Annotated in this window: 13 protein-coding genes and 1 tRNA gene; 8 read left to right on the forward strand and 6 right to left on the reverse strand. The window is 60.2% G+C overall.

The genetic code is table 11. The features are described 5' to 3' along the window. The first annotated feature begins 33 nt into the window (after window positions 1–33). Window positions 34–118 (forward strand) — tRNA-Leu (locus BMZ70_RS03330). Window positions 119–152: 34 nt separating this feature from the next. Further along, entirely contained in the window at window positions 153–347 is a 195-nt protein-coding gene (locus tag BMZ70_RS03335; RefSeq protein WP_092269874.1) for a hypothetical protein, read from the forward strand. 45 nt (window positions 348–392) lie between these two features. Here the strand turns inward: BMZ70_RS03335 and BMZ70_RS03340 are convergent, their stop codons facing one another. Then, window positions 393–683 (reverse strand): hypothetical protein, encoded by a 291-nt coding sequence (locus tag BMZ70_RS03340; protein WP_092269877.1) that lies wholly within the window; start codon window positions 681–683, stop codon window positions 393–395. An 80-nt stretch (window positions 684–763) separates the two neighbouring features. Further along, on the reverse strand, window positions 764–1,456 hold the full coding sequence (locus BMZ70_RS28525; RefSeq protein ID WP_229205273.1) for a PEPxxWA-CTERM sorting domain-containing protein: 693 nt from the start codon (window positions 1,454–1,456) through the stop codon (window positions 764–766). 244 nt (window positions 1,457–1,700) lie between these two features. Between BMZ70_RS28525 and BMZ70_RS03350 the strand changes: the two genes are divergently transcribed. Then, on the forward strand, window positions 1,701–2,540 hold the full coding sequence (locus BMZ70_RS03350; RefSeq protein WP_092269880.1) for a hypothetical protein: 840 nt from the start codon (window positions 1,701–1,703) through the stop codon (window positions 2,538–2,540). A 70-nt stretch (window positions 2,541–2,610) separates the two neighbouring features. Then, window positions 2,611–4,749 (forward strand): acylase, encoded by a 2,139-nt coding sequence (locus BMZ70_RS03355; protein WP_229205274.1) that lies wholly within the window; start codon window positions 2,611–2,613, stop codon window positions 4,747–4,749. Here the strand turns inward: BMZ70_RS03355 and BMZ70_RS03360 are convergent, their stop codons facing one another. Genes BMZ70_RS03360 through BMZ70_RS03375 form a run of 4 tightly spaced genes read right to left on the reverse strand, consistent with a single transcriptional unit; the run spans window position 4,750 to window position 8,032 of the window. Next, complete coding sequence (locus BMZ70_RS03360; RefSeq protein ID WP_092269885.1) at window positions 4,750–5,118, reverse strand: HNH endonuclease; 369 nt, start codon at window positions 5,116–5,118, stop codon at window positions 4,750–4,752. Window positions 5,119–5,135: 17 nt separating this feature from the next. Beyond that, window positions 5,136–6,308, reverse strand: coding sequence for a trans-sulfuration enzyme family protein (locus BMZ70_RS03365; RefSeq protein WP_373922459.1), 1,173 nt, complete (start codon window positions 6,306–6,308; stop codon window positions 5,136–5,138). Then, window positions 6,305–7,672: a pyridoxal-phosphate dependent enzyme gene (locus BMZ70_RS03370; protein WP_092269891.1), complete on the reverse strand. Its 1,368-nt coding sequence runs from the start codon at window positions 7,670–7,672 to the stop codon at window positions 6,305–6,307. Before BMZ70_RS03370 ends, BMZ70_RS03365 begins: the two co-directional genes overlap by 4 nt. Window positions 7,673–7,732: 60 nt before the next feature. Beyond that, window positions 7,733–8,032: a DUF4148 domain-containing protein gene (locus tag BMZ70_RS03375; RefSeq protein ID WP_165403533.1), complete on the reverse strand. Its 300-nt coding sequence runs from the start codon at window positions 8,030–8,032 to the stop codon at window positions 7,733–7,735. Between the two features lie 166 nt (window positions 8,033–8,198). Between BMZ70_RS03375 and BMZ70_RS03380 the strand changes: the two genes are divergently transcribed. From BMZ70_RS03380 to secF, 4 genes are all read left to right on the forward strand, one after another. Beyond that, window positions 8,199–8,759, forward strand: coding sequence for a thymidine kinase (locus BMZ70_RS03380; protein WP_092269897.1), 561 nt, complete (start codon window positions 8,199–8,201; stop codon window positions 8,757–8,759). A gap of 4 nt (window positions 8,760–8,763) precedes the next feature. After that, on the forward strand, window positions 8,764–9,684 hold the full coding sequence (locus tag BMZ70_RS03385; RefSeq protein WP_092269900.1) for a hypothetical protein: 921 nt from the start codon (window positions 8,764–8,766) through the stop codon (window positions 9,682–9,684). Between the two features lie 412 nt (window positions 9,685–10,096). Next, window positions 10,097–11,965 (forward strand): protein translocase subunit SecD, encoded by a 1,869-nt coding sequence (gene secD, locus BMZ70_RS03390; protein WP_092269903.1) that lies wholly within the window; start codon window positions 10,097–10,099, stop codon window positions 11,963–11,965. A gap of 15 nt (window positions 11,966–11,980) precedes the next feature. Further along, on the forward strand, window positions 11,981–13,003 hold the full coding sequence (secF, locus tag BMZ70_RS03395) for a protein translocase subunit SecF (protein ID WP_092269906.1): 1,023 nt from the start codon (window positions 11,981–11,983) through the stop codon (window positions 13,001–13,003). Window positions 13,004–13,146 lie beyond the last annotated feature (143 nt).

The following is a 13,146-nucleotide window of genomic DNA, read 5'->3' on the forward strand; positions in this document are numbered from 1 at the left end:
GATGGTTCATGGCATAATATCGGGCTTGTGTGGGCCTCGATGGTGAAATTGGTAGACACAGGAGACTTAAAATCTCCCACCGCAAGGTGTGCCGGTTCGATTCCGGCTCGAGGCACCACCCCTCTCTTTTCTTCCCTGAAGTCGAGCCGAACATGGCATCTGAAAAAACCGTGAAGTTGGTCATCGCTGTGGCGATGGTGGCCGTGGTGCTGGGCGTGGCCGGCTACGTGGTGGTGTTCTGGCATAACTACACCGGCTGCCAGCAGTTGGAGGCGGAAGCCGCCAAGAACGGCAAGCCGATGTCCTGCGCCGATATCAAGGCCGCCGCGAAAGCGCAGCGTCAATAAAAAAAGCCCGCAGATTTGCGGGCTTTGTCGTCTCAGCAGTGGTGCTTACGCGCTTTCCACCAGCTTGAAGCCGGCCCACGACAGCGTGGTCACCTCCACCACCAGCACTTGCGGCTCGGCCTGGATCGAGCTGGCCAGGCGGAACACGGCGTCGCGCACTTCGTTGATGGTTTCATTGCCGCTGTAGCAGTACTCGCCTTGCGGCAGGTAATAGCCCTTGCCATCGTCCGACTTGATGGCGCCGGCCACGTTGAACTTGGCCAGTTCGACGTTGATGCGGTCGTAGGTGTCGGCGTTGGCGGCAGGGTAGGAAACGCGAATGATGTAGTTAACCATGTTAAATCCTTATTGTTGACACCGGCATCATGGCATAAAAAAACGCGCCGTAGCGCGTTTTTTGTTGAAGCAGGGAACAATCAGCCTTGGCGGCGACGGCGTGCGGCGAAGCCCACCAGGCCCAGGCCGGCCAGCAGCATGGCGTAGGTTTCTGGTTCCGGTACGGCGGCAACGGCCGACACCGCATTGGTGGTGAAGGTGGTGTAGTTGCCGTACTGGTTGTTCACGAAGCTCTGGCTGCCCGGTACGTTGTAGCCGCCGTAGTAGCTGGAAATACCGACGGTGTTTTCACCCACCGAGACATTGCCCAGCTTGATGGTGAAGGTCGCGGTCGAGCCGATCTGGTAGACCGATTCCGTGTACTGGCCCCAGAAGGTGAAGGTCTTGTAACCGGCCAGGGGATCGATATTTTGCGAGGTGTTCGAACCGCCCAGTGCCAGGTCCAGGCCGGTGGTCGAGAAGCCGGTGCTCCAGAAGCCTGGCGCGTTGTTGGCGCCGACGTAGGCGTCCGGCACGGTGGCGCCGAGGAAGCTGGCGCCGGTTGGCACGTAGATGGTCAGGCCGTCCAGGCCGGTCTGGGTGCCGGCATAGCCCTGGCCGACGTTTTTCACGGTGTAGGTGAACACGTACTGGTTGGTCTCGCCGACCACGGCTGCGGCGGACGAAGTGATTTCATATTGGCCGGTCAGGTTGGTTTCAACCGCGCCAGCCAGGCTGCTCATGGCAGCGGCAACAGCGAATGCAACCAACTTGAGGGAAGTTTTTGCCATCATGATATTTCTCCGTGGAATTAATATTTACTGGAATGCATTCACGATAGCATGAACTTAGGATAATGTCGTTATCAGAGTGTAATGATCGTTGCAATTTCGCAAAAAAACAAAGCCCCGATCAGGCAGGGGACCTGTCGGGGCTTTGCGTCAATTGGCGGAGAAAGCTCGTTTGACTGAATGGAAGTGTAATTTTGCTTTCTTAAAACCGCCTTAGTAGAATGCTGGACGGATTCGAAGGATACCTATGCAGATCAAAATTAATGAAACACTGCGCGCTTACATCGAGCCGCTGACTGAAAGTGAATACCAGGCGCTGGAGCGCAGCATTCTGACCGAAGGCTGCCGCGACGCGCTGGTGTTGTGGGAAGACGTGCTGGTGGACGGTCACAACCGCTACCAGATTTGCCAGGAGCACGGCATCCCGTTCAAGGCCATCGAGAACACCAGCTTCCGCAGCCTGGAAGACGTGAAGCTGTGGATGATCGATAACAACCTGGGCCGCCGCAGCATTTCCGACTACCAGCGCGGCGTGCTGGCGCTGCGCAAGAAGGAAATCATGACCGCGCGCGCGCTGGAAATGGCGGCCGAAGCGGCAGCCGAAGACGCCCGCATTGCGCCGGAAGAGGGCGAGGCCGCCGCGAAGAAGCCGGCCGCCATGCCGCTGGCTTCGCGCGAGGACATCGCCCGCGCCGCCCGTTTGAGCAGCGCGACCATCGGCCAGATCGAAAAGATCCAGAAGACTGCGACGCCGGAGCTGGTGGAGGCGGTACGCGCCGGCACCATCTCGATCAACGCCGCCGCCACCGTGGCGTCGTTGCCGGAAGAAGTGCAGCTGGCGGCGGTTGCCGGCGGCAAGAAGGAGTTGCAGAAGGCGGCAAAGGAAGTGCGCGAACTGCGCGCTGCCTCGCGTCCGGCCAAAGAGCCGAAGGAAGGCAAGGCCGCGCCAGCCATCGATTACAGCGATATTCCGACCGACGTGCAGGAACTGCGCACGGAGAACGCCATGCTGCGGCAGAAGAACGCCGCCCTGCTGGAAGAGATCACGGCCCTGCAGCGCCGTATCTCCGAACTGGCGAGCGCTTGATATGCGGACGCCGCTCGCTCTCGTATGTTTAGTTTCGGTGGGCGCAGCGGCTGCAGCAGCTGCAGCGCCTGTGGCTCCGGTGAGCGAAGCGGTGCGCCTGAAGGCCGCCGCCAAACGCGTCATCATCTTGCGTGATAAATGGGGCATCCCGCACATCTACGGCAAAACTGACGCCGACGCGGTGTTCGGCATGGTCTACGCCCAAGCGGAAGATGACTTCCACCGCGTGGAGCTCAACTTTATCAATGCGATGGGGCGGCTGGCGGAAGTGGAGGGCGAGGCCGAGCTGTATAAAGACTTGCGCATGAAGCTCTTCATCAATCCCGATGAATTGAAGCGCCAGTACGCGCAAGCGCCTGCGTGGCTGAAGAAGCTGATGAACGCCTGGGCCGATGGCCTCAACTACTACCTGCAAACGCATCCCGATGTGAAGCCGGCGCTGCTCACCCGCTTTGAGCCGTGGATGGCGCTCAGCTTCAGCGAAGGCAGCATCGGCGGCGATATCGAAACGGTGGACATCAAGCAGCTGCAAGCCTTGTATGCCGATGGCGCCAAACTGCCGCTGATGCCGCCGGTGCTGGTGTCATCCATCGAAGGTATTGACATGGACAAGGAGCCGGGCGGTTCCAACGGCTTCGCCATCGCGCCGTCGAACACCAAAAACGGCCGCGCGCTGTTGATGATTAATCCGCACACCTCGTTCTACTTCCGTCCCGAGATCCAGGTGCGCAGCGAAGAAGGCCTGAACGCGTATGGCGCCGTGACCTGGGGTCAGTTCTTCGTCTATCAAGGCTTCAACGACCGCGTGGGCTGGATGCACACTTCCGGCGGCGGCGATGTGATCGACGAGTACCTCGAGACCATCAGCGAAAAAGACGGCCAGTTCTTCTACCAGTACGGCAGCGAACAGCGCCCGCTGAAGGCCGTGGACATTGCGCTGCCATACAAGACCAAGGACGGCATGGCCAGCAAGACGGTGCGCGTCTACTACAGCCACCACGGCCCGATCGTGCGCGCCAAGGACGGCAAGTGGGTCGCCGTGCGCCTGATGAACGAGCCGTTGAAGGCACTGACGCAATCCTTCATCCGCACCAAGGCCCGCAATTACAAAGACTTCACCAAGTCGATGGAGCTTCGCACCAATTCGTCCAACAACACCGTGTATGCGGACGCCGATGGCAATATCGCTTACTTCCACGGGAACTTCATCCCGCGCCGGGATCCGCAGTTCGACTGGAAGCATCCGGTGGACGGCAGCAATCCGGCCACGGAATGGAAAGGCCTGCACGAGGTGAAAGAGACCATCACGCTGTTCAATCCAAAGAACGGCTGGATCCAGAACACCAACAACTGGCCGTACACCGCTGCCGGTGCCTACAGCCCGAAGGTCAAGGATTATCCGGCCTACATGTCGATGAATCCCGAGAACCCGCGCGGCATCCATGCCGTCCGCGTTTTGGAAAACAAAAAAGACTTCGCCATCGACAGTCTGATCGCCGCGTCCTACGACAACCAGCTGCCGGCGTTCGAGCCGCTGCTGCCGCAGCTGTTCGCCGCCTACGACGAACTGCCGGCCAATGATGCGCGCAAGGCCGCACTGGCGCCGCAGATCGCTGCGCTGCGCGGTTGGGATATGCGCTACACGCTGGAATCGACCGCCACTTCGCTGGCGATCTACTGGGCGCAGGATTTGTGGACCACCTACCAGCCAGCCGCCAAAGCCAAGGAAGTGCAGGTGCTGGACTACATCCAGGCCGCCATCACGCCGCAGCAGCGCATCGAAGCGCTGGAGCGCGCGGTGTCCAGGCTGACCAAGGACTTCGGCCACTGGCAAACGCCGTGGGGCGAGATCAATCGCTTCCAGCGCTTGACCGGCGACGTGGTGCAGCCGTTCGATGACAGCAAGCCTAGCTTGCCGGTGGCGTTTGCCTCGGCCAACTGGGGATCGCTTGCGGCGTATGGCATGACTTCCAAGCAGACCACCAAGCGCATTTACGGCGAGCGTGGCAATAGCTTCGTGGCGGCGGTGGAGTTCGGGCCGCGCATCAAGGCGCGCAGCATTCTGGCGGGTGGGCAGAGCGGCAATCCGGCCTCGCCGCATTTTAACGACCAGGCCGCGATGTACGCGCGCGGGGAATTCAAAGACGTGTTGTTCTACAAGGCGGACGTCGAAAAGAACCTCGAACGCCGCTACCATCCGGGCGAGTAATCAGGCTGCAGGGACCTCGGTTTCTTCAGCCTTGGCCCACTGCAGGTTCTCGACCTTGTTGTTGCGGACATTGCCGTCCTTGTGGCGCACCACCGGATACTTGTTCGGATTGGGCAGGTAAGTCTCGGCCACCAGCTCGTGCACGAAGAACTCGCCGACGCGGGTGCCGCCGCGCAGCTTGACCTTCAGGCCTTCCGGATACAGGGTCGGCTTGAGGGCGCTGACCTTGGAGCCGGCGGCCAGCAGCACGCGGCCGTCCCTGGACACTTTGTAGTAGTCGCTGCCTACCACCGGCTTGGCGCTGGCAACGATGATCGAATAGCCAAAGGCCAGCGCGAGCAGGAGGGCGATAATGAGTATGAATTCCATGCGCAGAATATTAGCAGCTAAATAGCGGCTAGCGAACTGCGAATATCGGCCTTTAAATCCTCTAAATCTTCAATTCCCACGGAAAGCCGGATCAAACCGTCGCCAATTCCCAACGCCGCGCGCTGGGCCGGCGGGATGGTGGCGTGGGTCATCAGGGCCGGGTGCTCGATCAGGCTTTCGACGCCGCCCAGGCTTTCGGCCAGCGCGAACACTTTAAAACTTTCGAGGAAGCGGCGCGCGCCTGGCAGGTCGGTATCAAGATCGATCGAGATGATGCCGCCGAAGCCCTGCATCTGCCGTTTTGCCAGTGCGTGCTGCGGGTGCGATTCAAGACCGGGGTAGAATACTTTGCGTACCTTGGGCTGCTGTTCCAGCCAGCGGGCCAGTTCCAGCGCGCTGGCGCAATGGCGTTCCATGCGGATCGCCAGCGTCTTCACACCGCGCAGCGCGAGGAAGCTGTCGAACGGGCCGGCAATCGCGCCGACGGAGTTCTGCAAAAACGCCACCTGTTCGCACCACACCTTCTGATGCGGCTCGCCGCCCACCACCGCGATGCCGCCGATGATGTCCGAGTGGCCGTTCAAATACTTGGTGGCCGAATGCACCACGATGTCGAAGCCGTGTTCCAGCGGGCGCTGGACCATCGGGCTGGCGAAGGTGTTGTCGGCCACGGCGATGATGCCGCGCTCGCGGCAAATCCGTCCGATCGCCTGCAAATCCGCCAGCTTGAGCATGGGATTGGTCGGTGTCTCAACCCACACCATCTTCGTTTCGGGCTTGATTGCCGCCAGCAGGTTTTCGGGATTGGTCAGGTCGACATAGCTGAAATCGTGGCCGGCGCTGCGGCGGCGTACGCGCTCGAACAGGCGGTAGGTGCCGCCGTACATGTCGTCGCCGGCGATGATGTGCGAGCCGGCGTCGGCCAGTTCCAGTACGGTCGAAATCGCGGCCAGACCGGAGGCGAAGGCGAATCCCTGCGCGCCGCTTTCCAGGTCGGCCACGCAGCGCTCCAGCGCCCAGCGGGTGGGATTGTGCGAGCGGCCGTAATCCAATCCCTTGTGCACGCCGGGGCTGTCCTGCACGAAGGTGGACGTGGCGTAAATCGGCGGCATGATGGCGCCGGTGGACGGATCGGGTGATTGGCCGGCATGGATCACGCGCGTGGCCAGCGCTGATTTTTTCTCATTCAAGATAGCGTCCTTCGCAGGTGGTTGAGCAAATCGTAGCGGGTAATCAGGCCGTAGAAGGTGGCGCCTTCGGCCACCACGGCGGTCAGGCCGCGGTCGAGCGTGTCGCGCAGCGCATGCAGGTCGGAGGAGGGCGAGAGAATCTCCAGCCGCCGCGTCATGGTGGCCCCGACCGGATTGTTGAAGCGCTCCGGCTGCGTGCCGACCGACAGCAGCAAGTCCGATTCGTCGATGATGCCCACCAACTGGCCGCTGGACAGCACCGGCAATTGCGCCACATCGGCCGCGCGCATGCGGTTGAAGGCGATCATCAGCGTATCGTCGGGCGTGACGCTGATGACTTCACCGGCGTCGAAGCGGCGGCCGATCAAATCGCGCAGATCCCGGTGCTGCGGGCGGTCCAGCAAGCCCTGGTCGCGCATCCAGCCGTCGTTGTAGACCTTGGACAGGTAGCGCGTGCCTGTGTCGCACACAAAACTGACCACGCGCTTGGGCGTGGTTTGCTCGCGGCAGTAGCGCAAGGCGGCGGCCAGCAAGGTGCCGGTGGACGAGCCGCCCGGGATGCCTTCTTCCTTCAGCAGCACGCGGGCGGTGGCGAAGCTTTCGCGGTCGTCGATGGTGTAGGCCTGCTTTACCGCCGTCATGTCGGCGATGGCGGGGATGAAGTCTTCGCCAATGCCTTCGACCGCCCACGAACCGCTGGTGTCGGACACGCGGCCGGTCTTCACATACTCGGCGAGGATGGAGCCGGCCGGATCGGCCAGAATGAAATCGACATGCGGCGCAACCTTGCGGAAGTAGCGCGTCAAGCCGGTCAGCGTGCCGGACGAGCCGACGCCGACCACGATGGCGTCCACCTGATGCGCCATCTGCTCCCAGATTTCCGGCCCGGTGGTGGTTTCGTGCGCCAGCGGATTGGCGGGATTGTTGAACTGGTCCGAGTACCACGCGCCCGGCATCTCGGCGGCCAGCCGCGCGGCGTAGTCCTGGTAATACTCGGGATGGCCCTTGCCGACATCGGAGCGGGTGGTGCGGACCTCGGCGCCGAGCGCCTTCAGGTGCAGCACTTTTTCGGTCGACATTTTATCTGGCACCACCAGCAAGACGCGGTAGCCTTTCAGCCGTCCGACCAGTGCCAGGCCGAGGCCGGTGTTGCCGGCGGTGGCTTCGATGATGGTGCCGCCCGGCTGGAGCAGGCCATCGGCTTCGGCCGCCTCGATCATGGCCAGGCCAATGCGGTCCTTGATCGAGCCGCCGGGGTTTTGCGATTCCAGTTTGAGGAATAGTTGGCAAGGGCCGGTGTCGAGGCGGGTAACCTCAACCAGTGGCGTCTTGCCAATCAGGGTGAACAATGCGGGTGTGCGCATGAGAGTCTCCTGGCTGCATGAAAAGCAAGTATGCGCCATTTCCGCTCATGCTGCATTTCCTCAGCCGGCAACGTCGTCCGACGTCTGTTTATGGGTTTTGCGGTAGGCAGCCAGTTCGGCTTTCACCTCGGCGCGGGTTTTAGGCTGCACCGCAGGCAGGCCGACGCGTGGATCGGGATATTGCTCGCCATCGCGCAGCTCGCCACGGGCGATGGCGGCCAGCGTTTCGGCTTTCACTTCGGCGCGGGTCTTGGTCGAGACGAAGCTGGTGTTGCCGGCGTATTCGCCGAATTCTTGCGCCGAGACGGCGGCGGAAGCGAGCAGGGCGGCGGCGGACAGGGCGAGGGCGATGGTTTTCATGGTGAGGCTCCTTAAGTTTTGTTGGCTGGGCGTTGTTGCCCGATGTGTGAATATTAAAGCGTATCCGATTAAAGCGAAAGCGATATATATTAATCGGAGCGATAGAAATAATTGATCGGGGCGCATATAATCCGGGCTTCAAGGGCACAACAACAGAAGGCTTGCAGTGGCAAAACTCTATTTCCGATACTCTGCGATGAACGCAGGCAAATCCACCGCCATGCTGCAAGTGGCGCACAACTATGAAGAGCAGGGCCAGCAAGTGCGCCTGTTCACGGCCGCGATCGACAACCGCTACGGCGTAGGCAAGGTCACGTCGCGGCTGGGACCGCAGCGCGAAACGGAAGTGTTCAACGCCGACACCGACTTCCTGCTCACCATCGACAAGAAAATCGCCTGCCTGCTGGTGGACGAAGCGCAGTTCCTGAGCAAGGAGCAGGTCAAGCAGTTGCACCAGCTGGCGCAAGTGCGCGGCGTGCCGGTGATCACCTACGGCCTGCGCTCGGACTTCCTGGGCGAACCGTTCCCGGGCTCGGCCTACCTGCTGGCGCTGGCGGACGATATCGAGGAAATCAAAAACATCTGCAGCTGCGGCAAAAAGGCGACCATGAATATCCGTGTTGACGAGAACGGCAAGCGCATCAAGGAAGGCGAGCAGATCAGCATCGGCGGCAACGAAAGCTACCGCCAGGCTTGCGGCCGCTGCTTCTACAGCGAGATCCACTAAGCTCATGCGGCCCGCGCTGACCGATCTTCCCGCGCTGGATAATCGGCGCGTCAAAACCAGCACCGAGGATGTGCTGGTGGACCGGGTTATTCCGGGCGAGATATTGGTGATTGCGTTTGGCTTCTTGTCGTGGGATACGCGGCCCGATTTCGATTTCTACGGCCGCCTGAAAAAGCTGGAGCAAAACAGCGGGCGCCACATCAACAAGATCCTGGTGCGCGATTCGGGCAACGCCTGGTATCACCGACGCATTGATGGCTTGGGCATGCACCCGGATGAAACGGCGGAGGGCTTGCGGGCGCTGATCCGCGAGATCCGGCCGAGCAAAGTCATCACCATCGGCCAATCGATGGGCGCATATGCGGCGGTGATGTACGGGCTGCTGCTGGATGTGCAGCAAGTGCTGGCCTTCGGGCCGCTATCCTTCCTCGATCCGCAGCAAGCCTTGCTGTACCACGACCGCCGCTGGCTGTCGGTGATGCGTGACCTGGCCGCGAATCCGCCGGCCTCGGGCTACTATGATTTGCAAGCGCTGGGCCGTGGCAAGACCGGCGCGCTGCCCGACATGCACATCATCTTCGGCACCAAGCCGGACCAGGGTGGCAAGGAGTCGGTCAATCTGGACGCCATGCATGCACAGCGCCTGGCGGCCATCGATAACTGCACACTGTACCCATATCCCTGCTCAGGCCACACCGTGGTCCAGCACCTGATCGACACCAAGCGCATCAACGCATTGCTGGCGAAAATCATCATGAACCTTGAATTGCCGGAAGAGGCGATGGAAGTCACCGCCAACTGGCACAGCTGGATCGCCGACAATCTGCGCCTCGGCAGCCCGCCGGAAGAGCTGGTGGAAATCCTGAAACATCACGGCTTTTCCCACGCCAGCAGCGTCGCTGCGGTGGCTGGGCAGAAACCATAGAGGCTGAATCCGCCCGCATCTCATGAGCGCGAAGTTTTATATTGCGACCGGCGGTTTCCGCCCCTAAGGCGACATTCGGTCTTTCTCGATGGTCACCCGTCATCGTCAAGCGTTGCTGTCTACAGTGACAAAGCACGTACATTCCAAGTTCCGGATCCAAAATACTTTAGCGGGAAGTCGAGGAGACACCTCTCTCACTTTTTTTGACCGACTCACATTGGAAGAGACGGGCATGGGCCAACCGAGGAATGGATGAGTCGCATCGAAACCAATTCCCCCGGAATCCACTCCCTGGCGGTCTACCAACGCCGCACTACATAATTCATCAAGGTCAAAAATATTCTCTTGATCCTCTCTTGTTTGTCGAAAAAACAACCTCAACTCATGCGCATTCGACAAATCAGAGAGAGACATGAACCGATACCCAATCTGGAAGTACGTCCTGATTGCCGTCGCCATTGTGCTAGGTGCGCTATACGCCGCACCGAATTACTTTGGCGAAGTGCCGACGGTACAGGTGATCAGCGGAAAATCCAACGTCAAGATTACACATGAGATTCGCACCCAAGTCGCCGACGTACTAGCGAAAGGGGGCATCGAATACAAAGAGCTTAGCTATGACAACACATGCGCCTACCCCATCATCAGCGCCAGCTTCGCTAGCCCGGATATCCAGTTCCGCGCAAAATCTGTGCTGGACAGAGGCTTGAATTCCGACCTGAATGATCCGGCCTACATAGTTGCCCTGAACCTGCAGGCTGATACGCCCAAGTGGCTGCAAGCGTTACGCGCAGTGCCGATGTATTTGGGCCTCGACTTACGTGGCGGCGTCCACTTTCTCATGCAGGTCGACACCAAGGCCGTGCTCAACAAGCGCATACAGGGAATACAAGCATCCACTCGCAGCATCCTGCGCGACAAGGACGTGCGCCACGCCGGCGTTGCGCGCGAGGGCGATACGATCGAGATCAAATTTCGTGAAGACGCTAACCGGCAGCGAGCGAAAGAGGTATTGGCTGGACAACTCAGTGGAATGGCATTTACCGAGACCGGTGAAGGCAACGACCTGAAAATTACTATGCGCCTAAAGCCGGAAGCACTGAAGCAAATCATTGCCGATGGCCTGCAGCAAAACATAAACACGCTAGCCAAGCGCGTGAACCAGCTGGGCGTCGCGGAGCCGGTAATACAGCAGCAAGGCATCGACCGTATTGTGGTTCAACTGCCAGGGATGCAGGACGTGGCGCGCGCACGTTCGGTAATTGGCCGTACCGCCAGTTTGGAAATTCGCATGGTCGATGACGCGATCACGCCTGGCAGTGAATTGTCCGCAACGATTCCGTTCAACGACGAACTACTCACTGGCGGCAAGGGTGCCCCAGTAGTCGTAAACAAGGACGTGATACTGACTGGAGACTACATCACTAGTGCTATCGCCGCCTTCGACCAGAACCAGCGTCCCGCCGTGAATGTGGATCTAAATAGCGAAGGCCGACGCCGCATCAGTGAAGCCACCACCGGTAAAGTCGGCAAGCATATGGCAATCGTATTATATGAAAAAGCCGACAAGCCAGAAGTTCTGTCCGTCCCTATGATTCAGCAGGAACTCAATGGCAGCGGATTCAATATCACCGGCATGGCGACGTCCGATAATGCCGCAGAGCTGGCACTGCTGCTGCGCTCCGGCGCGCTGTCGGCGCCGATGGAAGTGATCGAGGAACGTACCATCGGCCCGGCACTGGGCGCCGAGAACATCGCCAAGGGTATCCACTCGACCATGTACGGCTTTGCCGCGATTGCAGTCTTCATGATTGCCTACTACATGATCTTCGGTTTCTTCAGCGTGTTTGCGCTGGCGTGCAACCTGCTGTTCCTGCTGGCTATCCTGTCGCAGATGCAAGTGACCCTGACCCTGCCGGGCATGGCCGCTATCGCACTGGCGCTGGGTATGGCGATTGACTCGAACGTGCTGATCAACGAGCGTATCCGCGAAGAGCTGCGCGCCGGCGCTACGCCGCAGGCGGCAATCACGGCTGGCTTCGACCGCGCATGGGCCACCATTATCGACTCCAACGTCACCACCCTGATCGTTGGTGTGGCGCTGTGGGTGTTCGGTTCCGGTCCGATCCGCGGCTTCGCCGTGGTGCACACGCTGGGTATTTTGACCTCGATGTTCTCCGCCGTGTTTGTCTCGCGTGGTGTGGTCAACCTCTGGTACGGCCGCAAGAAGAAGCTGCAATCGATCGCTATCGGTACCGTCTGGGTACCGGGCCAGAAATAATCAGGGGCACAGAAGATGGAATTTTTCCGCATTAAAAAAGACATCCCGTTCATGCGCCACGCGCTGGTGTTCAACGTCATTTCGGCGTTGACCTTCGTGGCGGCCGTGTTCTTCCTGATCAACAACCCGCTGCACCTCTCGGTGGAATTCACCGGCGGCACCGTGATGGAGCTGCGCTACCAGCAGCCGGCCAACCTGGAACGGATACGCCACACGCTGGAAACCATCGGCTACGAACAGCCGGAAGCGACCGGCTTCGGCACCGCGCACGACGTGATGCTGCGTCTGCCGGTGGTGAAGGGCATCACGCCGAACGAAGCGTCGGCACAAGTGTTCGACGCACTGTGCAAAGCCGAAACCGGCAGCCTGAAGCAGATCGACACCGTGACCGCCAAGGGCGAGCACGTGGTCAAGCAATCGTGCGCCGGCGCGAACGATGCCGAGCTGGTGGCGCTGCAGAAGGTGGAATTCGTCGGCCCGCAGGTGGGCGACGAGCTGACCCAGAACGGCCTGAACGCACTGGTGATGGTGGTGATCGGCGTGATGATCTACCTGGCCATTCGCTTCGAGTGGAAGTTTGCGGTGGCGGCGATTATCGCCAACTTGCACGACGTGGTCATCATTCTGGGCTTCTTCGCGTTCTTCCAGTGGGAGTTCTCGCTGACCGTGCTGGCCGGCGTGCTGGCAGTGCTGGGTTACTCGGTGAATGAGTCGGTGGTTATCTTCGACCGTATCCGTGAAAACTTCCGCAAGCAGCGCAAGGCGAGCGTGCATGAAGTGATCGACAACGCGATCACCTCCACCATCTCGCGTACCATCATCACCCACGGCTGTACGCAGATGATGGTGCTGTCGATGCTGTTCCTGGGCGGCCCGACGCTGCACTTCTTTGCGATGGCGCTGACCATTGGTATTCTGTTCGGCATCTACTCGTCGGTGTTCGTTGCTGCTGCTGTCGCCATGTGGCTGGGCGTGAAGCGCGAAGACCTGATCAAGCCGGTCAAGGAAAAAGACGAAACCGACGGCGCCGTCGTTTGAACTAGTGCCACCTTCCACCTTCTCGGACCTTCGAATGGAACCTCGGGGTCGACCTTCGAATGAACCTCGGGGTCAGTTCCGGCAATACGCCGTTTGTCCTGTTGCCGGAACTGACCCAGTCGCGCTGGTGGAAATCCTGAAAC

The sequence above is a fragment of the Duganella sp. CF402 genome, assembly GCF_900109645.1.
Classification (GTDB): domain Bacteria; phylum Pseudomonadota; class Gammaproteobacteria; order Burkholderiales; family Burkholderiaceae_D; genus Rugamonas.

Coding starts and splice junctions, on each gene's coding strand:
- secD (WP_092269903.1), top strand. CDS start 10,097: ATGAACCGATACCCAATCTGGAAGTACGTCCTGATTGCCGTCGCCATT.
- BMZ70_RS03350 (WP_092269880.1), top strand. CDS start 1,701: ATGCAGATCAAAATTAATGAAACACTGCGCGCTTACATCGAGCCGCTG.
- BMZ70_RS28525 (WP_229205273.1), bottom strand. CDS start 1,456: ATGATGGCAAAAACTTCCCTCAAGTTGGTTGCATTCGCTGTTGCCGCT.
- BMZ70_RS03340 (WP_092269877.1), bottom strand. CDS start 683: ATGGTTAACTACATCATTCGCGTTTCCTACCCTGCCGCCAACGCCGAC.
- BMZ70_RS03375 (WP_165403533.1), bottom strand. CDS start 8,032: ATGAAAACCATCGCCCTCGCCCTGTCCGCCGCCGCCCTGCTCGCTTCC.
- BMZ70_RS03385 (WP_092269900.1), top strand. CDS start 8,764: ATGCGGCCCGCGCTGACCGATCTTCCCGCGCTGGATAATCGGCGCGTC.
- BMZ70_RS03370 (WP_092269891.1), bottom strand. CDS start 7,672: ATGCGCACACCCGCATTGTTCACCCTGATTGGCAAGACGCCACTGGTT.
- secF (WP_092269906.1), top strand. CDS start 11,981: ATGGAATTTTTCCGCATTAAAAAAGACATCCCGTTCATGCGCCACGCG.
- BMZ70_RS03335 (WP_092269874.1), top strand. CDS start 153: ATGGCATCTGAAAAAACCGTGAAGTTGGTCATCGCTGTGGCGATGGTG.
- BMZ70_RS03360 (WP_092269885.1), bottom strand. CDS start 5,118: ATGGAATTCATACTCATTATCGCCCTCCTGCTCGCGCTGGCCTTTGGC.